This is a genomic window from Nostoc sp. DSM 114160 (assembly GCF_053470305.1).
In genome coordinates this window covers 731,419-750,892 of sequence record NZ_JBPFGO010000004.1, presented here as the reverse complement: position 1 = coordinate 750,892, position 19,474 = coordinate 731,419, and the positions used below count along the sequence as shown (strand labels likewise).

The window sequence follows — 19,474 nt, the reverse complement described above, 5'->3', positions numbered from 1 at the left end:
TTCAAAAGGAATACAGCGTAAACGTTTCATTTACCCTGTGCAGTACTAGTGTAATTTTTTTAGTTTCAAAAAATGTAACCATTTCCGCTTTTGACGATCGCAGTGTCAAAGTAAGAACATACAAATCGTATTTAGCGATCGCACTTAAGTTGTGAAAAACTTGTGGTGGCTGTTGGCTCTCAACGACCACCAGCAGATTGCTACATACCTTTATTTAAAACATCTGTGGATACTTTGAGGAGTGCAAATATGATGACTAGAGCCGCTTTACCCGGTTCTCAATTTCCGTCTGGAAACTTGTGGAAAATACTGCCTTTAGCAATTCTTGTATGTGCAACTTTTGCACTACCTGCATTCGCACAAGAAAAAGATAAATTGTGGCGAACCCTTAGTGTCAGTGGGTCGCGGAGTGGAAACAATTCCGACAACTCTGGCACAAGTCAATTTAGGAGTGGAGATTCAAGGGAAAACAGCTCAAGAGGTACAGCAAGAAGCCGCTCAGAGGTCATCGGCGGTGGTTGCGTTTCTCAAGAGCAAAAATGTTGAAAAATTACAAACTACCGGTATTCGTCTCAATCCGGTTTACAGCTACACCAATAATGTGCAACGGATTACAGGCTATGCTGCCACTAACACTGTAAGTTTTAGTATTCCTGTTGAACAAGCTGGGACATTATTGGATGATGCAGTCAAAGCCGGTGCAACACAAATTAACGGCATTAGTTTTGTTGCGAATGATGAAGCGATCGCCGCGGCTCAAAAGCAAGCATTAAAAGAAGCTACTCAAGACGCGCGACAGCAAGCTGATGCCGTTTTTAGTGCTTTGGGTTTTAAATCCAAAGAAATAGTCAGCATTCAAGTTAATAATGCTAATACGCCTCCACCACCACCAATGTTTTTACGGGCTGAGGCTGCGAAATCAGCTGATGCTTCCACCCCGATTGTTGGTGGTGAACAGCAAGTAGAAGCATCGGTGACGTTGCAAATTAGTTATTAGTCATTTGTCATTTGTCATTTGTCATTTGTCATTTGTCCTTTGTCCTTTGTCATTTGTAAAGGCAAAGGACTAATAATCAATTCCCACTTGCCCTGAGCTTGTCCTGAGCGTAGTCGAAGGGCGGAGCCGTTCGCGTAGCGTCTCGCAGAGAAGGGATGCCCAATTAAAAATGTTCTGAAGACATATCTCCTGTACCGCCTTCTCCATCACGCTTAGAGCCTAATAAATCTAGTTGGTCTACTCTAATAATTGGTGTAGAACGGTTTGCTCCTGTTTGGCGATCGCTCCATGTGTCAAACTTTAAGGAACCTTTGATGCCGATTAAGCTTCCCTTACGCACATAATTACCTGCTACCTCAGCCGTCTTATCCCATAACTCCAGCGTGAACCAGTCAGGTTCATCGCTGTTGCGCGATCGCCTTTTTACCGCGAGTGTCAATCTACACTTCACACTACCAGACTCAAAATACTTTATATCAGGGTCGCCACCTACACGACCCACAAGGGTGACAATATTAATACTCATGTGCGTTACCTTTCAGTACAAACGTACTTAGCAATTTCGACTTTCATCATAGCGAATTGTGAAAGACTTGAAAATAATGTGTTAAACAGTTAACAATATAATTGACTTGAAAATTTATACACATTATTTGGAGAAACACATAAAAATATACGGATATACTAATCTAACCAGAGAATATCAAAAAGTACGCGGCTTGAGACATACTAAATATTTCTGGGAATCATATAAAAATATTGTCTAATTTACTCAACTTAGGATACAAACATAATCGAATCAAGCACGATTAACTCTTACCGTTGTAGTCAAGAAGTATCGCACATAGGGGGCTTACAGACGCGTGGGTATTTTTAGGAACTTTCGCACTTCATGGGATATGGGTATCGACCTTGGTACTGCAAACACCCTGGTTTATGTATCTGGTAAAGGTATTGTACTACAAGAACCTTCTGTAGTTGCTATCGATGTCAACGAAAAGGTGGCACTAGCAGTAGGAGAAGAAGCCAAAAAAATGCTCGGTCGCACGCCGGGAAATGTGATTGCTCTGCGTCCTTTGCGGGATGGTGTAATCGCTGACTTTGATATCGCCGAGCTGATGCTCAAAAGCTTTATTCAGCGTGTAAATGAAGGTAAATCTCTAATCCTACCCCGAATTGTCATTGGTATTCCCAGTGGCGTCACAGGAGTAGAAAGACGAGCGGTGATGGATGCAGCTCACCAAGCAGGAGCCAGAAAAGTCTATTTAATCGATGAACCTGTAGCTGCGGCCATTGGTGCAGGACTACCTGTTGCTGAAGCAACTGGCAACATGATCATCGATATTGGTGGTGGGACAACAGAAGTTGCAGTGCTGAGTCTTCAAGGTACGGTAATCAGTGAATCAGTACGCATTGCTGGAGATGAACTGACTGATGCGATCGTTCAGTATATTAAGAAAGTTCATAATTTAGTCATTGGCGAACGTACTGCCGAGGAAATCAAGATTCGGATGGGTTCTGCCTATCCAACTAATGATGATAATGACACGATGATGGAAGTTCGAGGCTTACACCTACTTTCTGGTCTACCGCGAACTGTGACAATCAAAGGGCCGGAAATCCGTGAAAGTATGATGGAACCGCTATCAGTAATTATCGAAGCTGTGAAGCGGACACTAGAACGCACACCGCCAGAACTGGCGGCAGACATTATTGACAGAGGTATTATGTTAGCTGGTGGCGGTGCTTTGCTCAAAGGCATAGATACCCTCGTTAGTCATGAAACAGGGATTATTACCCATATTGCTGCCGATCCTTTGAGCTGTGTTGTGCTGGGAACAGGTCGTGTGTTAGAAAACTTTAAACAGTTGGAACGAGTTGTTATCGAAAGCTCTCGCAATATGTAACAAAAAAATATCAGACTTGAGTTCTATTTAAGTTCTATTTGGGTTCTATATACATAGAATCCAAGTAGAACTTAATTTATATAAGTACATACAGGTATATATGGTGACAATACGGCGTTGGTGGGATCGTAAAGGGTTGCAAATTGGGTTATTAGCTTTAGTAGTTGGTAGTGCTTGGATATTGCGACAGACTCAAGGTGAACTAGTGCTTGAGACATACCAGGCAATTACGCGTCCATTAGAGATGTTGCAGTCAGGGCCAACTCCAGAAGAACGTCTTAGAGATGCCCGGATAATGGAATTGCAAACCCGTATAGTAGATTTGGAAAGTCAAAAGACAAAGTTACAAGATTTATTAGGCTATGTGGAAAAAGAGCCGCTGGCATCGCGACCAATTCCAGCACGGGTGGTAGGACGTAGTGCTGACCAGTGGTGGCAACAAGTAACGCTGAATCGCGGTGCAAATGCGGGGATTCAGGAAGGCTTCGTAGTCAAGGCAGAAGGCGGATTAGTGGGTTTGGTGGAGAGTGTAACTCCCAATACTAGCCGCGTGTTGTTAATCAGTGACCTCAAGAGTCAAGTGGGTGTATCGGTTAGCCGCACAGCAGCTAAAGGCGTTTTACGAGGAGATTCTTCTGCTGAAGCTGTATTGGAGTTTTATGAAAAAGTTCCAAATGTCAAAGTAGGAGATTTAGTTTCCACATCTACTTATAGTCAGAAATTTCCCTCCGGTTTGGCAGTAGGACGAATTAAGTCGCTGGATTTAAAGAAACTCCCAGCATCAGTGGCAAAAATTGAGCTTTTTCCGCCAATCCGCTCTCTCGATTGGGTAGCTGTTTATCCCAAACCAGAAAACCAAGAGTCGGCAAATCACGTGCCGCAAAAGTCTAAGTAAATTCTTTGAAAAAATAGAAAAATGAAGATTCCTGCATTTGGTGGTAGCAGGCAGAAAAAGCCAAAATCGTCACAGCAAAAATCGAAATTCCGAATTCAGCCGCTTGCTCGTTGGCATCCGGGTATACGTCAGTTGTTTGGTTGGATAGTGACGGCTAGTTCTGTACTGTTATGTTTGCTATTATTACCAACCCGATTCCCAGGTATGGAATTGTTGGGAATTGGCCCTAACTGGTTATTAATTTGGGTGGTAGCTTGGAGTGTGAAGCGCACGGTGTTTGCCGGAGCATTAGCTGGTATAGTTCTGGGGCTACTTCAAGATTCGATGACATCACCTAGCCCGACTCATGCCATCAGTTTAGGGATAGTCGGGGCTTTAACTGGTCTGCTCCAGAAACAGCGTTTTATCGAAGAAGATTTTATTTCGATTGCTGTAATTGTCTTTGTTTTAGCAGTTTTGGCAGAAACTATCTTTGGGTTGCAATTAACTTTGCTGGGCAATGAGCGTAAGGTGACAGATATTTGGACATATTATCAGCGCGTCGCTCTGGCCTCTGCCATTCTGAGTAGTCTGTGGGCGCCTGTCGTCTATTATCCGTTGAATCTTTGGTGGCAGCGGATGAAATTATTGGAGCAATAGTAAAGTTAGAAGCGCGATTAACCCTTGTCTGTACAAAAACTAGGAGTAGAGACAAGGGTTAACCCTTGTCTGTACAAGAGTTAGGAGTTAAGAAGGGTTATAGGTGAGAGTCAAGAAAATTATCTTTTGTACCCTGTAACCTAAATCTTTATGGAATTTGGGCAACCTCTGGCAATATGGATTCAAGCTACAGTGAACTGTAAGTGTGAATATTACAGACTCATGTAAGTTGAGACAGCCAATAATAGCGCCTAGATATTACTGTTTAATTATCAGGAGCAAAGCGCGATTCTCTTGTGGAGAGGCTGCGCGATCGCGTGCAGAATATTTACAGTGTTGCCTAAAATTATGGATAATTCCCCAGTGGTCGCTCAAGCAGATGCATCCTTACCAAATTTCACTCAGGAAAATACATCAATAGTGGAGTCAGCAGCTGGCTCGAATTCACCACCGAAGCCAAAGGTAGGAACTGACTTTGACTCTCGCATGATGCTGCGGTGTTTAGAACTTGCCCGTCGCGCTTTAGGGCGGACTTCGCCAAATCCGCTAGTGGGAGCGGTGATTGTCAAGGATGGCGAAATTGTAGGCGAAGGATTTCATCCTCGCGCAGGTGAGCCTCATGCAGAAGTGTTTGCCTTGAGGGAAGCAGGCGATCGCGCGCGTGGTGCAACAATCTATGTGTCACTCGAACCTTGCAATCACTACGGACGTACTCCCCCTTGTTCGGAAGGATTGATTGAAGCAGGGGTGGCAAAAGTAGTAGTGGGTATGGTTGACCCCAATCCACTGGTGGCTGGAGGTGGCATCGCCCGTTTACGAGCGGCAGGAATTGAAGTATTGGTTGGAGTAGAAGAGGAAGCCTGTCGTCAGCTAAATGAAGCTTTTGTGCATCGCATTCTCTATAAGCGACCTTTGGGAATTTTAAAATATGCCATGACTTTAGATGGCAAAATTGCTACTACCTCTGGTCATAGCGCTTGGGTAACAAGTCAAGAAGCCCGCAGTGAAGTACATCTAGTGCGGGCGGCTTGTGATGCCATAATTGTCGGCGGTAATACAGTCCGACAAGATAATCCTTACTTAACCAGCCATCAGGTGGGGGCACATAATCCCCTACGAGTGGTGATGAGTCGCCATCTTAACTTACCGGCCAGTGCCCATCTGTGGCAAACCGCGGATGCTCCAACTTTGGTGTTGACACAGAAGGGTGCTAACCCCGATTTTCAAGACCTGTTGCTCAACCAGGGTGTGGAGGTGGTGGAATTAGCATCGCTGACACCGGATAAGGCAATGGCGTACTTATATGAACGAGGTTTTTGTAGCGTGCTGTGGGAATGTGGTGGCACTTTAGCTGCTAGTGCGATCGCTCAAGGAGCAGTGCAAAAAGTTTTGGCATTTATTGCCCCAAAGATCATTGGTGGTAGTATTGCTCCCACACCAGTGGGCGATTTAGGTTTTACTACCATGACTGAGGCGTTGTCTTTAGAACGTGTTCGTTGGCGTGTAGTAGGCTCTGACTGCTTAGTAGAAGGTTATTTTTCCCCAAAAGCTAATAGTCAACAGTAATAACGCTTGACGAGCGATCTATTTATCTTGATTTTGCGTTGGCGTAGCTCGCACTTCGACACCTTTCGGCTTCGCGGTAGTTGAGCGCAGTCGAAACTCAAGGCAAGAAGCTCAGTGACCGCCGTAGGCATCATGAACATTGGCGTTCATGGGCAAGATCGCGTATGAGGGCTAGCCGAGATTGAATGTAGTGGCTAAGAAAATCAGTTTCGTTAGAATCTAACAACACTTGCGTTTCGGTTTGTTTTACTAACCACTGTACCAAGCTAGCATCATCCAGTTGTAAGAGGAGCTTGGCTTGGGCGGTTTCAACCACTGACCAAAGCTGACGTATGATTTTAGGAGTCATCAGACCTCGATTGAATAATTTAGCTTTGCTGTCTTCAGATTACACAATTCCGATCGCAATTTACGACATGAATGTAGAAGCTGAGACAAGTATTATTAAAAACTTAATAATGGTATTTATAACTTTATGAAGATTAAGAATTGAAAATCGGAAATAGGGAATGGGAAAAACAGATTTTTAGGGATTTAGTTGCAAAATCTAGAAAACAAATGCACCAATTCTAAAAATTGGCTTTTTGTGTTTGGGAAGACTGAAATTATCTCGATCGTACCTGAATAAAGTTAGTTTTTGAATCACTATGTTGAATACTAAGTCTGTCTTGGAGGATACAAAAATCTAACTTTTGAGAACAGTGTTTGCCAGAAAGTTAACACTGTTTGGCTGTAGATGGATTTACAAAATCATGTAAATCTGCATCCCAAATGCTGATGTAAATAAAATCACATTGTTGGCGGATAATTTGACCCTTGACTGAGCCATTTTTAAAACTAAAATTATCAGATTGGCGCTGTTGTACCTGTTTGAGTCCCTGCTTAATTTCTTCAGTGGCTTGCCCTGCTAACATTCCATTTAAGGTAGTCTCCATTACTTGTGGGTCTACCGATTGAGCAAAAGATACCTCAGTTTGACGTAGCGTTTTAGAATTACGATCGAATAAGTAGCCAAGGTCAATTTTGTTTGGCACTAGTTTGTAAACGACAGCACGAGTCTTGCCCCATGCGCCTCTTAAATCTTGATTTGGCTTGCCGAGGGTAGCTTCTACGTCACTTCTTGATGTACCTGTAGGAAATGCGGGAACGCTTTGGCTATTGGTAGCTAATTTACTAGGCGAGCGATCGCTGTTTTGTGGTGTGGAACGAACTTCTGGTTTGGGAATTGCGCTTTCCTTATCCTTTGGTTCTGGCTGTGGTGTGGATACTGCTATCGGTGCTGGAGTATCTAAAGTGACAGGCTCTTTGTCTGGCTGTGGTATGGGTACAACTGGAGAATTAGAGGTTGGTCGCCGTTGTGGTGGTGAGCTAGGGATAACTGGAACTGGAGACGTTTGAGAAGAAACGGGCGGTTCGGTAGATGCAGAAGTTGGAAAAGATTCTGGCGATGGCGTGGGATTTGTGCCAATGGTTGTTTCTGGTTGTTGCTGACGAATGATGCTAGGAATTGCTATTGCACCAATCAAGCCGCCTACTAGTAAACTACCAACAATCACAGCAGGTTTTTGCCAGTTTCTAGGATTGGAAGACCCTGGAATCGTAGAATTGTTTTGTGGAGAATATAATGGCTGAGTTTGCCGAGTCGATGCGGTGGGAGAAAAACTAACTGTAGAAGTATTTGCAGCTAACTCAGGAGGTATATTACTACCAGATTGCAAGGCATATAGCATTTTACTGGCAGTACTGTAGCGATCGCCAGCATGAGGTTTAATTGCCTGATTAAGTACCGCGGCCAATTGAGAAGACACCTTAGGGGCGTGCTGCTGCCAAAGTATTTCCCCAGTTTTTAGATCGGTTACTAATTCTTGCGGGTGTTTGCCAGTCAGCAGATAAATTGCCGTTAAACCTAAACTGTAGATATCAGTGGCATAAACTGGGCGGCCAACGGCTTGTTCGCTAGGCATATATCCCGGCGTACCAATGACAAGCGATCGCGTGGGGTATCCTGGAGAATTCACCACTGAACGGATTGTTTCCTTGACTGCACCAAAATCAATCAAAACTGGCGCGTTATCAACAGAACGCAGAATAATGTTATCTGGCTTGATATCCCGGTGAATAATGCCTTTACTGTGAACATAATCTAAAACTGAAAGCAGACTCAAGAGAATTTGCCGAACAGCAGTTTCACTCTCAAATCCTTTGGCTTCGACAATTTTTGTCAGGGTTTGACCGTGAATCCATTCTTGGACGAGATAAAATTGTCCATTCTCAGAAAAGTAGGCGTAGAGTTTGGGAATTTGGTAACTACTTTCACCCAAATACTCCAAGGTTGCGGCTTCCCGTTCAAACCGTTGTTGGATAAGTTGGTAGGTTTGCGGGTCATTATTGGTTATCGGTTTTAGTTGCTTGATTACACAGCGGCGGCGAGAAGGCATGTGGACATCTTCTGCTAGAAAGGTTTCGCCAAACCCACCAGCGCCGATTACCTGGATAACTTGATAGCGATTGTTCAGCAGGGTTATTGTCATGAAAAATTATAAGCGTAGACACCCAGTGCAAAGGCGGAGACTTCTTGTCTTCTCCAAACTTGTCGTCAGACATCGCCCTTTCCAAATGTACATCACATAAGCGAAGGCAAGGCAATATACTCTGGTGAAATTAAATATGCGTTATCCAGAATTTTTGTAGAGACGTAGCACTGCTACGTCTCTCCATTATTATGTCTCATGCCGGCCAATGCATTGGTATCGCGGAATCCTGCCAAATTTACTTCGCTACGAATGAATTAAATACTGTACTAAGTGAACTCTATAGTCTCAACAAACTCTAAAATATTTTCTTTGATGTCTTCAGCCTCTTCCTCAACAGAATCAGGAGTTTCGCCGTTAATAAAACTGTGCTGACTACTAACTATATACAAAAATTCACCCCTGATGAAGGTGAGCAACCCCCGGTACGCATCTAATCTACTCGCAGTTCCATTATTTTCTTGCTTAGAAATTGTCGAACCTTTGGGCATATCAATTAACACGTAGTAAGCGCCTCGCAAAGTATTTTCCAGATATTCGGTATATTCCACAGAAGCATCTGGTACATTGGCAAAAATCGCTTGGGGTACATACTTGTCTACTAAAATTGTTTGTAAATATTCTTCTTGACCAACAGACTCCAATTCCTCTAACTGTTCTAGGGGGAAAGGATAATAATCGATTCTCAGTAAAGTACCGATGTCATCAGAAAAGCCAACTACTCCTTCTTGGCTTTGAATTCTACCACCCTGCTGCGGATCGACCGGAATCGGTACGGTAAAATTACCTAAAGGAGATTGATATGTCTGTTCGCTAAAATCTTCGATGACTACTGTCTCATCTTCATCGTCTGCATATTCTTCATCTTCTGCTTCTTTAAAAGCTGCAATTACTTCCTTGATGATTTCCTCTGCTTCTTCATCTTCCAGTTCTAAGGCTGCTTGTAGCTTTTTCAGGTAGATTTGTTTCGATTTGGGGATGGCGAGGGTCATCGTCTAAAAGCACTATTACCCCAGCGGCAAAACCATCTAGCACTAATTCATCTGAGAGAGATACTTTGGCGGCATTAAACAAAGGCCCAATTCCCTCTTCTTCGGCAATGGAGATGAGTCTATCAACTATTTCTGCAATATCATCTTCTGAGTATTCCTCGAAAACCTCGAATTCCCAGAGGATACCCGCCAAGCTTTCTGCATCTACCTCTTCAATAAATGAATCAGCGATCGCAGTCACAGTTGCGATCGCCGCCACCGCTTCCTCTGGACTTAGTGATTCCTCTGATGTCTTTGGTGAATTAAAAACCTTGTCATATTTAGTCATAATTGCTACCTAAATTAATTCCTTGATAGTAATAACAGATTGAAAGTGACAATGGTCAGTTTACCAATGGAGCGAATCTTCTAGAGAAAAAGTTGGCTGATAGTGGTCGAGTCAGTATTACTCAGGTGTAACTAAACCTTATTGACAACTAATCTCCAAGGAGTTGAGGTGTTCTAAAATCTTTTCTCGAATATACACCTAAGTACGAGATAAACTCAGTATTTACTACAGGTTAGTTTAATTAAATCTTGTAAATTTTTGTAACCCAGCAATTATCTTTAATAACCGCTATATTCTTTTATTTTTATCCTCTAGCAAATGAATTATATCTACCGATAGAATTATAAACTAGCTAGCGATAGATACTTACACCGTAGGCAGGATGTCACAATACCGAAGTTTGTAGCGACACACAATACTCGAAACGTTGTACTGTTGGTTCTGCAAGTGTGAATTAGATGAAATTTTGAGTTTTTTATGGTACAAACCCCACCATCTCAGTTTTCACCGGATCAATATAAAGTAGATCCTGCAAAGGAAAATGTAGAAGCTCTTATACAAGAACCGCAGTTAGATATTGAGATTGCTCTAGAGTTCCTTTACACCAGAGATATTGAATTTCGTCAGGAAACAATTTATTTTCTCGTAGTCGATCGCTTTTATGATGGCGATCCAGATAACAGCGAAGGTGCAAACTCAGAACTGTACGATCCAACTAGACAAGATTGGGGTAAGTACTGGGGTGGCGATTTGCAAGGTGTCATCGATAAATTAGATTATCTCAAAAATATGGGAGTTACCGCTCTTTGGTTAACTCCCCTGTTCGAGCAGGTTGAAGAATTATTTGTTGGCAATGCAGCGATACATGGTTATTGGACAAAAGACTTTAAACGGCTTAATCCTCGATTCATTGCGGAGGGAGAGAACCCTTCTTTAAACGCCACTCAAGAAGAAAAAAATACAACCTTCGATCGGTTAATTACAGAAATGCACAAGCGCAATATGAAGCTAGTGCTAGATATTGTCTGCAACCATAGTACACCTGATACTAGCGGTAGTAAAGGTGAATTGTATGATGATGGTGTCAAAATTGCTGATTTCAATAATGATGTCAATAATTGGTATCACCACTATGGCGAAGTGCAAAATTGGGAAGACGATTGGCAAGTACAAAACTGCGAACTAGCTGGTCTAGCAACCTTTAATGAAAATAATACTGAATATCGGCAGTATATTAAGTCAGCAATTAAACAATGGCTAGACCGGGGTGTGGATGCACTGCGGGTGGATACTGTCAAGCACATGCCGATTTGGTTTTGGCAAGAATTCACTGGCGAGATGACCAATCACAAACCAGATGTATTTATTTTTGGTGAATGGATTTATAGTAATCCCAGTGACGATCGCTCAGTGGAATTTGCCAATCACTCAGGCATGACACTTCTAGACTTTGGGTTGTGCGTGGCAATTCGAGCTGCACTAGGGCAAGGTTCAGAAAACGGATTCCAAACAATTCAATATATTTTCGATCAGGATTATCGCTACAAGGGGGCAACAGAGCTAATTACTTTCATTGATAACCATGATATGTGCCGTTTCCAATCGCTGAATCCCGATCCAGCGATGCTGAAGGTGGCGATCGCCTTAATTATGACCTGTCGCGGCATTCCCTGCATTTACTACGGCACAGAACAATATCTGCATAACGATACTGATGGCGGTAACGACCCATATAACCGCCCAATGATGGAAAATTGGGATACTGAGAGTGAGATTTATCGTTGCATCAGGCTGCTGTCTGGCTTACGACGATTGAATCCAGCCGTTTCAATGGGTAGCCACTGGCAAAAATACTTAACAGCTGATGTTTACTGCTATGTACGCCGCTATCGTGACTCTGTGTGTTTTGTCGCTTTAAATCGGGGAGGAGAAGTTACTTTACCAGAAGTAGAAACAGAATTGCCCGATGGCGAACATACCTGCGTGGTGACTCGCAACAAGTATGAAGTGAAAGATGGCAAGATTTATGACCTAGTACTAGAAGAACGGGGAGTGATTGTTTTCAGCCACGTTGGCGAACGGATAAAAGGACAAACAATTGTCCGCGTCCAACTCAATGGTGTGGAGACCAAACCTGGTGAAATCATTGTGGTGACAGGAGATTGCCCAGAGTTAGGTAACTGGGATATCGGCAAAGCCTATCCCTTAGAGTACATCAACACCAATACTTGGTTTGCTGAAATTCCCTTTAATGAGAGTGCCGGAAATCTCATAGCTTACAAATATGCCATGTGGCGGGAAGGGCGATCGCCTCTACGCGAAAATCTCGTAAATCGCCGCTGGGTGATTGCAAAAGAAGGTACTGTCAAATGGCGTGATACTTGGGCATCGGGAAGAGAATCGTAGAAATATGCAATGAGGTAGAGTGAAGGATTAAAATTTTGATTCTTCACTCTTCATTATTTTTGAATTTTGAGTACTAAAAAATACACAACTTGAAATTAATCAAAGGAGTAATTGCTAGATTCCTTTTGGAGGATTAAATAGGACAGCATAAATAATTAAAGGTTTGTAGTCAGCGCTTTCGCCCTACTTTGTTTGTAAAATGTCTAGTAAAGCACTGCATTGAGCAAAAATAGGCAAAATGCTGCTGAAAACAAAGGGGTAACTGTTGATGAGTAAAACTACACTCTACAATCAGGACTTTCTGGTGTGGACGCAGCAACAAGCTGAGTGTCTGAAGAAAGGACGCTGGGCTGAATTAGATGTTGAACATTTGGTAGAGGAACTAGAGGCTTTGGGTCGGAGTGAACAAAAGGAACTTGGAAGTTATTTACAAGTGCTTTTGATGTACTTACTCAAATGCCAATATCAACCACGAAAAACTAAAAGTTGGGTTAACACAATCTCAAACTGCCAAAACCAAATTCAAGATTGCTTGGAAGATACTCCCAGCTTGCAGCGCCTTCTAGAAAACTGGGAGTGGATACAGAAATATTATCGCCGCGCTCGTAGAGACGCAGTAAATGAGACTCAAAAGCCAATAGAAACTTTTCCCCTTGAGTGTCCTTTCACTATGGAACAACTTCTCGATTCTGAATTCCTCTAAGTACAATTTTGCTAAAAAGCGTAGCGTTTTTAATGCAGGGGGATGCAATAACATTGTATCGGGATGCAATGGCATTGTAAGGGCACGCATTAACATTGTATCGGGATGCAATGGCATTGTAAGGGCACGCATTAACATTGTATCGGGATGCAATGGCATTGTAGGGACACGCATTGACATTGTATCGGGATGCAATGGCATTGTAGGAGCACGCATTAACTGTATATTTAACATCGTGGGTGCATAGGCGAGCATTTACCGCAGGCATCGCAAACTTATAATATTGATGATATCTATCCACCTCTGACTTTTTATTGCGATAATTCCCAAGGGGGACGCGCTCTCCACTGGTCAGTTAAAGGGGGATAGATGACACTCAAGCGGTTGGTTTTATTTTTTGTGATGACGCCGATAGCAGTTCTGTTAGCAGTTTCGGCTTTATTCGGTAGTTGGCAAGAACCTCAATTTCAAAGTCGTTTGGAACTATACCAAACAAATATTGCTTTACAAGCTCAAGCTTGGCAATCAGAAGATAGCGGTGATGACAAACTCCAGGCGATTCGGGAAGCAATACTTGGCGAACAACCCCTAGAAAGCGCTACAAAGCAGTATCAGGAGGCGCGTCAATCAGTTCAAGCTAATTTAGACAAAGTTAACAATAAACTTGCACAATTACGCTCTCAAGCGGAAATAACTCCCACACCTCCGAAACCTCTACCGGACGCTCCTCCCACTATTAAAACTTCTAAACAGGGACAGCAACAGTTACAGCAGTCTTTTGAGCAATTACAAAAATTACTGGCTGAATTAGACCTGCGCTTGGGAATCTTACAAGCACAGCAGGGACAGACGGATACAGCCTTCAAGACTTGGAGCGAATTACAACAACGCTCAGATATTAATCCAGGGTTTGGGGAAACCGCCGCTGTATTGACTGGACTATGGAGCAATCCTCCGCGTATCCTCCCAAATGCTCAAGAACCAATTCAAAAGAATTTAGAAGGTTGGTTTCGCTCTACTGCTTTGGTTAAGTTATACCAACTCCAGCAACGACAAGATGCGTTATCAGCAGTAAAAGCCGCACAACAAGAATCTTCTGCTCAAGCAGTGATTAAATTGGCAGTTATTGGCACTATTCCCACCTTGGCAGCTTTAATTGGTCTAATACTGCTGATTTTATTATTTGCTCAACGCTTGTTGAAAGGAAAAGCCTCGTTATTAGCTCAAAATGCTGATATCCCTTGGTCAACGCCTTGGGGAGGTGAAACGGTTTTGCAGGTTTTTATCATCGGCTTTTTCTTCATGGGGCAAATTTTTGTGCCCTTAGTAATATCGTTGCTACCCATTCCGCGTCCCATTGTGGATGTGCGACTTCAGGCATTTTCTGTGTTGGTTAGTTACTTCTTGGTAGCATTAGGTGCGCTGTTAGTACTGTATTTCTCTCTCAAACGCTTTTTTCCACTACCAGAATTCTGGTTTCGCTTCCGTTTTCAAGATAACTGGTTTTTGTGGGGACTGGGAGGTTATTGCACGGCTTTACCAGTAGTTGTGGTGGTATCTTTGATTAATCAGCAGCTATGGCAAGGACAGGGTGGGAGTAATCCTCTGTTGCAATTAGCCCTGGAAAGCCAAGATGGTATCGCACTTGGTATATTTTTCTCCACAGCGGCGATCGCAGCTCCATTTTTTGAAGAAATCCTATTTCGCGGTTTTTTGTTACCCTCTCTAACTCGTTACTTACCCGTGTGGGGATCGATTCTGATTAGTAGTTTGTTGTTTGCGATCGCTCACCTCAGCTTATCGGAAATTCTCCCCCTGACCGCATTGGGCATTGTGTTGGGAGTGGTCTACACGCGATCGCGCAATCTCCTCGCTCCTATGCTTCTCCACAGCCTTTGGAATAGTGGTACACTGTTAAGTCTGTTTATTTTGGGAAGCAATTAATACAAGTATAGTACTGTTGCCAAAAACAGAAATATCTGATTTTATCTCCATAGATAGAGACAATTTACTAGTAACAATTGGTTATAAGCATAAATACTAGCTGAAAACCCAATTAGGATAATGGCAAAAGCAAATTAAAGAATGCTATTAACATAGACAACAAACTATCTAGTTAAGCATTTATTCTGATTCAGGTAGATTTTAGCCATTTTTCGAGATGTTAATTGTCTTCTTGAACCATTTTTAGCTGTCATAAATTGGAATGCAATTCCGGTTTGCGCTCATGGAAGTGGGGATCGGTAACTAAAAAACGGTTAGCAAAGATATAGAAGATGCCTTTTGCGCTTCTAGACTCTCACTAGCCACACAGTTGTCTTGCCATTGGTGCGATGGTATTTCACATTCGCTGGAAGCATCGCAAAAAAATCCGGAAATAATACTGATGGACTTGTAAAAAGTGGTGTATGTAGCAGCTTTTGCTGATTATTTAAGATTGATTCTGCTCAAGATAAACGCCTGAGCGAAAAATCTGCAAAACTGCTGCATCAGGGTTTGCGATCGTCAAATCCAGCAAAAGTTATCAAGGAGCGCCAGTTCGGCCTATAGCGCAAGACATCTTGGCGTCTCCTCTGGAATAAAAGCACGCTGATTTTAATTATTCATCTTGAGACTTACTCAGACTGAAAAAATTAAAAATCTATTTATTAAGCAAGTAAATGTATTTGCTTCCATTACAATAAAGACTTTATTTTTATACTCACTTATCAAGGAGCAGCACTTATATGGCAAATCTTAACCCCAGTCACCCTACCAAACAACTTCTAGCTGGTTACTGTGGCATTATTCTGGGAGCGTTTGGGGTTCATAAGTTTATTCTAGGATACGCTTCGGAAGGCTTTATCATGTTAGTGATTTCTGTCGTTGGGGGTTCTTTTACCTACGGCGTTGCTTTGTTAGTTATGCAACTTGTAGGTCTAATTGAAGGCATGATCTACTTAAATAAATCCCCTGAAGGATTTGTAAATACCTATTTTGAAAATAAGCAGGGCTGGTTCTAAGTAGGTGGACACAATTATTTAGAAGACGCATTTCGACTTCGCTCAATGCTCGGTAAGCTTATTCATTGAGGGTTGAGCGCAGTCGAAACCCGGCGAGAGCGAGTTAGGTTTAATTTAGTCCTTCTACTTAGTGCAAGAATAGCTTTCTTACTGGAAGCAAATGTTAACACACGTTTCCAAGCTGAGAATTGCAGCAAAAGCGCAGGGATAAAGGTTAGCAACCAAAAAAAACATCCTTTTTCCCTTTCGCTTCACCTTTTACCTTTAACAAAAGTTATACAGCACTTTTACCTTCTATATTTATTTTTATTAATATGCTCAATTTCAAACCTAAACAGCTTAACTGGGCAATCTTCTTCTTGTTAGGCTTAGGATATTTCAGCGTTATATCTCATTTAGAAATCAACTATTTCTTCAAAAACCTGATTGCGATCGCGCCAATACAGGTGGCAGCAATTATTTATATCACTTATAGACGTTGGAAATGTCAACCCCCTGTAGGGTAATTTCAAATTTCAAATTCAGAACCCTACAGAAAAATCTGAGAACTTGGAACGTTGAATTAAAATGCAGCGATAGTCTTGATGCTCAACGAAGTACGATAAATTAATAATTTTAATATGGTTGACATTGAGTCATAGTTCCATATTTAGCCTACGCTCGAATTAGAGACGCTTTTAGTCAGGCGTTGAATTTCTGTAGCGAATCTAAACACAAGCCATGCAACTTGTCCCGAAAACTAAGCCAGCCCTAGAACCTGACCCAATCCTAGAGAAGATTATTTTAGATGTTGGGGGTATGAAGTGTGCTGGGTGTGTGAACGCAGTAGAGCGACAGCTGACCCAACATCCAGGAGTCAAGAGTGCCTGTGTGAACCTGGCCACAGAGGTAGCAGTTGTAGAGTCAGAAGTTGGTGCAATAGATGCAGATGCACTGGCACAGCGATTAACAGCCGTTGGATTCCCGACTCAACCCCGAAAAGCTAATGGCACAGTAGCAGGCGAAATATCAACCTTACCAGATCCAGCAGAACGACAACGCCGAGAAATGCGTTCTTCTCTATGGCAGTTAGCGATCGCAGCAGTATTGCTGATATTGTCGGGAAGTGGACATTTTGGTAATCTTGGTAGCTCAGTGCTGCCAGTGCTAAATAATATTTGGTTTCACTGTGGACTAGCGACAGTGGCGCTGTTAATTCCTGGTCGCCCGATTTTAGTAGATGGCTGGCTGGGCTGGCGACGAAATGCGCCTAACATGAACACCCTAGTAGGATTGGGAACGCTGACAGCCTACATTGCTAGTTTAGTAGCGCTGCTTTTTCCCCAATTAGGTTGGGAGTGCTTCTTTGACGAGCCAGTAATGATGCTGGGCTTTATTCTCTTAGGAAGGACATTAGAGCAACAAGCTAGAGGTCGTGCGGCGGCTGCATTTAGGAAATTGCTAGCACTCCAGCCACTCTTAGCGCGATTGATAGCCAATCCAGAGAAAGCCGGAATGGGTTCTTCTAGTGTTGAAATTCCTGCTGAACAGGTGCGTGTCGGTGAATGCTTACAAGTGCTGCCAGGTGATAAAATCCCCGTTGATGGTGAAGTGGTGGTTGGTCAAACAACGGTTGATGAATCAATGCTAACCGGGGAAGCAGTGCCAATAATCAAAAAACCAGGAGATGTGGTGACAGGGGGAACACTAAACCAGTCAGGAGCGATCGCTATTCGGGCAACCCGGATTGGAAGTGATACAACTCTAGCTCGAATTGTCGCCTTAGTAGAAGCCGCTCAAACTCGGAAAGCACCAGTACAGAAATTAGCAGATACAGTAGCTGGTTACTTTACCTACGGAGTACTAACAGCATCTGTCTTAACATTTTTCTTTTGGTATTTTTTCGGTACTCACATCTGGGCTAATATCACCATGTCTGGTGGTATGGAAATGATGAGCCACGCTACACATGAAGCCCACCACGGGCTAAACGCCCCGCTACCGCTAACAGCACTCAGCACTCAGCACTCATCACTCCTAATCAGTTTAAAACTAGCGATCGCAGTTATGGTAGTCGCTTGTCCCTGTGCCTTGGGACTTGCCACACCAACAGCCATTCTGGTTGGAACTGCTATGGGCGCAGAAAGAGGTTTGTTAATCAAAGGTGGCGATGTTTTAGAAAAAATACACCAGTTAAACACCGTAGTATTTGATAAAACTGGCACTCTTACCACAGGTAATCCCATAGTTACAGATTGTCTGCTAATTGAGGAAATGGGGAATGGTGAGTGGGGAATAAGGAGTAGTCAACCTCACTCACTACTCCCGTTCGGCTACGCTCACGGCAAGCCTACTCCCGTTCGGCTACGCTCACGGCAAGCCTACTCCCTAATACAACTAGCAGCCGCCGTAGAAAGCGGTACTTACCATCCTCTAGCAAAAGCGATTCAACAAGAAGCACAACGGCAACAGTTATCTATTCCAGAGGCTGTAGACTTTCACACGGAACCAGGGCTAGGGGTATCTGCTGCGATCGAGGGCACAGTTGTATTGTTGGGTAACTGGGAATGGTTAAGTTGGCATGGCATTGCCATTAACGAAACCGCACAACAGTTAGCACAGGATTTGGCAACAGATGGTAAAACAGTCGTTTGTGTAGCAATTGGGGGAACCTTAGCCGGACTAATTGGTGTTTCTGATACCCTGAGATCGGATGCTCGATCCACTGTAGACAAATTGCGTCAGATGGGCCTACGGGTAATGTTGCTCAGTGGCGATCGCCAAGAAGCAGCTAGCGCCATAGCCAAACAATTAGGATTAGATAGCGCTGATGTAATCGCAGGTGTTCCCCCAGCTAAAAAAGCAGCAGCAATACAGTCTCTTCAGTTAGAAGGGACAAGGGGACAAGGGGGACAAGGAGACAAGGGGGCAAAGAAAACTCCTAACTTCTCACTCCGTAGAGACGCGATTAATCGCGTCTCTACACACTCAATAATTGCAATGGTAGGAGATGGAATCAACGATGCTCCAGCTTTATCTCAAGCTGATGTCGGAATTGCTTTACATTCCGGGACAGATGTGGCAATGGAAACTGCTGAAATTATTTTAATGCGCGATCGCCTAAACGATGTCGTCGAATCTATTCAGCTTAGTCGCGCCACATTCAACAAAATCCGCCAAAATTTATTCTGGGCTTTTGCATATAATACACTTGGCATTCCTTTAGCAGCAGGTGTTTTATTTCCTAGTCTGGGTTTTGTGCTTAACCCATCTGGTGCTGCTGCATTAATGGCTTTTAGCTCTGTTAGCGTCGTCACCAACTCAATATTATTACGGCGATTTGCTCATCGCCCGTAGAAGACTCCTTTACATATTCAATTTGCCACCACAAATCTTGGTTATCAAAGCACAATTCAGGAGTCAGTCGTCAAATTAAAACACTTACCAAAGCTATCATAGCTACTGGAGTAGAACGGCCATGTTCTACTCTTTCAAGGTATTATGCAATTTTAAAGCTTATTTAGATTAG

General features: G+C 43.0%; 14 protein-coding genes and 2 pseudogenes. 11 read left to right on the top strand and 5 right to left on the bottom strand.

Annotated features, from left to right (window positions below; genetic code table 11):
- Position 1: 1 nt before the first annotated feature.
- Complete coding sequence (locus NSTCB13_RS35145; protein WP_448266727.1) at positions 2-190, bottom strand: hypothetical protein; 189 nt, start codon at positions 188-190, stop codon at positions 2-4.
- 62 nt (positions 191-252) lie between these two features.
- On the opposite strand from NSTCB13_RS35145, the pseudogene NSTCB13_RS35140 reads away from it, so the two are divergent.
- A pseudogene (locus tag NSTCB13_RS35140) lies at positions 253-997 on the top strand (SIMPL domain-containing protein).
- Between the two features lie 163 nt (positions 998-1,160).
- Here NSTCB13_RS35140 and NSTCB13_RS35135 read toward each other — a convergent pair.
- Positions 1,161-1,523 (bottom strand): single-stranded DNA-binding protein, encoded by a 363-nt coding sequence (locus NSTCB13_RS35135; protein WP_069071395.1) that lies wholly within the window; start codon positions 1,521-1,523, stop codon positions 1,161-1,163.
- 373 nt (positions 1,524-1,896) lie between these two features.
- Between NSTCB13_RS35135 and NSTCB13_RS35130 the strand changes: the two genes are divergently transcribed.
- The 4 genes from NSTCB13_RS35130 to ribD all read left to right on the top strand — a co-directional run bounded on the left by NSTCB13_RS35130 (position 1,897) and on the right by ribD (position 6,004).
- Entirely contained in the window at positions 1,897-2,904 is a 1,008-nt protein-coding gene (locus tag NSTCB13_RS35130; RefSeq protein ID WP_445626281.1) for a rod shape-determining protein, read from the top strand.
- Positions 2,905-3,004: 100 nt separating this feature from the next.
- The gene (gene mreC / locus NSTCB13_RS35125; protein ID WP_445626280.1) at positions 3,005-3,799 is read left to right on the top strand and encodes a rod shape-determining protein MreC; all 795 of its coding nucleotides are present in this window, start codon (positions 3,005-3,007) and stop codon (positions 3,797-3,799) included.
- 21 nt (positions 3,800-3,820) lie between these two features.
- Positions 3,821-4,438: a rod shape-determining protein MreD gene (gene mreD / locus NSTCB13_RS35120; RefSeq protein ID WP_322693628.1), complete on the top strand. Its 618-nt coding sequence runs from the start codon at positions 3,821-3,823 to the stop codon at positions 4,436-4,438.
- Positions 4,439-4,786: 348 nt separating this feature from the next.
- On the top strand, positions 4,787-6,004 hold the full coding sequence (gene ribD / locus NSTCB13_RS35115) for a bifunctional diaminohydroxyphosphoribosylaminopyrimidine deaminase/5-amino-6-(5-phosphoribosylamino)uracil reductase RibD (RefSeq protein WP_445632124.1): 1,218 nt from the start codon (positions 4,787-4,789) through the stop codon (positions 6,002-6,004).
- A 130-nt stretch (positions 6,005-6,134) separates the two neighbouring features.
- On the opposite strand, the gene NSTCB13_RS35110 is transcribed toward ribD, so the two are convergent.
- From NSTCB13_RS35110 to NSTCB13_RS35100, 3 genes and pseudogenes are all read right to left on the bottom strand, one after another.
- On the bottom strand, positions 6,135-6,353 hold the full coding sequence (locus NSTCB13_RS35110) for a hypothetical protein (protein WP_445626279.1): 219 nt from the start codon (positions 6,351-6,353) through the stop codon (positions 6,135-6,137).
- A 367-nt stretch (positions 6,354-6,720) separates the two neighbouring features.
- Complete coding sequence (locus tag NSTCB13_RS35105; RefSeq protein WP_448275628.1) at positions 6,721-8,535, bottom strand: protein kinase domain-containing protein; 1,815 nt, start codon at positions 8,533-8,535, stop codon at positions 6,721-6,723.
- A gap of 269 nt (positions 8,536-8,804) precedes the next feature.
- Positions 8,805-9,855: pseudogene (locus NSTCB13_RS35100) on the bottom strand (hypothetical protein).
- Between the two features lie 477 nt (positions 9,856-10,332).
- On the opposite strand from NSTCB13_RS35100, the gene NSTCB13_RS35095 reads away from it, so the two are divergent.
- The 6 genes from NSTCB13_RS35095 to NSTCB13_RS35070 all read left to right on the top strand — a co-directional run bounded on the left by NSTCB13_RS35095 (position 10,333) and on the right by NSTCB13_RS35070 (position 19,302).
- Positions 10,333-12,261, top strand: a complete 1,929-nt coding sequence (locus tag NSTCB13_RS35095) for an alpha-amylase family glycosyl hydrolase (protein WP_445626276.1) — start codon at positions 10,333-10,335, stop codon at positions 12,259-12,261.
- 268 nt (positions 12,262-12,529) lie between these two features.
- Positions 12,530-12,964 carry a DUF29 domain-containing protein gene (locus tag NSTCB13_RS35090; RefSeq protein WP_448266732.1) on the top strand — a complete coding sequence of 145 codons (435 nt, stop codon included), beginning with the start codon at positions 12,530-12,532 and terminating at the stop codon, positions 12,962-12,964.
- A 369-nt stretch (positions 12,965-13,333) separates the two neighbouring features.
- Positions 13,334-14,908, top strand: coding sequence for a CPBP family intramembrane glutamic endopeptidase (locus tag NSTCB13_RS35085; protein ID WP_448266733.1), 1,575 nt, complete (start codon positions 13,334-13,336; stop codon positions 14,906-14,908).
- A gap of 782 nt (positions 14,909-15,690) precedes the next feature.
- Positions 15,691-15,966: a TM2 domain-containing protein gene (locus tag NSTCB13_RS35080; protein ID WP_445626272.1), complete on the top strand. Its 276-nt coding sequence runs from the start codon at positions 15,691-15,693 to the stop codon at positions 15,964-15,966.
- Positions 15,967-16,280: 314 nt separating this feature from the next.
- Positions 16,281-16,472 (top strand): hypothetical protein, encoded by a 192-nt coding sequence (locus NSTCB13_RS35075; RefSeq protein ID WP_448266734.1) that lies wholly within the window; start codon positions 16,281-16,283, stop codon positions 16,470-16,472.
- Positions 16,473-16,686: 214 nt separating this feature from the next.
- Positions 16,687-19,302, top strand: coding sequence for a heavy metal translocating P-type ATPase (locus NSTCB13_RS35070; protein WP_448275626.1), 2,616 nt, complete (start codon positions 16,687-16,689; stop codon positions 19,300-19,302).
- Positions 19,303-19,474 lie beyond the last annotated feature (172 nt).

Excerpts from the sequence above, each read along its gene's own strand:
- NSTCB13_RS35135 (WP_069071395.1), bottom strand. The coding sequence starts at position 1,523 with ATGAGTATTAATATTGTCACCCTTGTGGGTCGTGTAGGTGGCGACCCT.
- NSTCB13_RS35130 (WP_445626281.1), top strand. The coding sequence starts at position 1,897 with ATGGGTATCGACCTTGGTACTGCAAACACCCTGGTTTATGTATCTGGT.
- mreC (WP_445626280.1), top strand. The coding sequence starts at position 3,005 with ATGGTGACAATACGGCGTTGGTGGGATCGTAAAGGGTTGCAAATTGGG.
- mreD (WP_322693628.1), top strand. The coding sequence starts at position 3,821 with ATGAAGATTCCTGCATTTGGTGGTAGCAGGCAGAAAAAGCCAAAATCG.
- ribD (WP_445632124.1), top strand. The coding sequence starts at position 4,787 with ATGGATAATTCCCCAGTGGTCGCTCAAGCAGATGCATCCTTACCAAAT.
- NSTCB13_RS35110 (WP_445626279.1), bottom strand. The coding sequence starts at position 6,353 with ATGACTCCTAAAATCATACGTCAGCTTTGGTCAGTGGTTGAAACCGCC.
- NSTCB13_RS35105 (WP_448275628.1), bottom strand. The coding sequence starts at position 8,535 with ATGACAATAACCCTGCTGAACAATCGCTATCAAGTTATCCAGGTAATC.
- NSTCB13_RS35095 (WP_445626276.1), top strand. The coding sequence starts at position 10,333 with ATGGTACAAACCCCACCATCTCAGTTTTCACCGGATCAATATAAAGTA.
- NSTCB13_RS35090 (WP_448266732.1), top strand. The coding sequence starts at position 12,530 with ATGAGTAAAACTACACTCTACAATCAGGACTTTCTGGTGTGGACGCAG.
- NSTCB13_RS35085 (WP_448266733.1), top strand. The coding sequence starts at position 13,334 with ATGACACTCAAGCGGTTGGTTTTATTTTTTGTGATGACGCCGATAGCA.
- NSTCB13_RS35080 (WP_445626272.1), top strand. The coding sequence starts at position 15,691 with ATGGCAAATCTTAACCCCAGTCACCCTACCAAACAACTTCTAGCTGGT.
- NSTCB13_RS35075 (WP_448266734.1), top strand. The coding sequence starts at position 16,281 with ATGCTCAATTTCAAACCTAAACAGCTTAACTGGGCAATCTTCTTCTTG.
- NSTCB13_RS35070 (WP_448275626.1), top strand. The coding sequence starts at position 16,687 with ATGCAACTTGTCCCGAAAACTAAGCCAGCCCTAGAACCTGACCCAATC.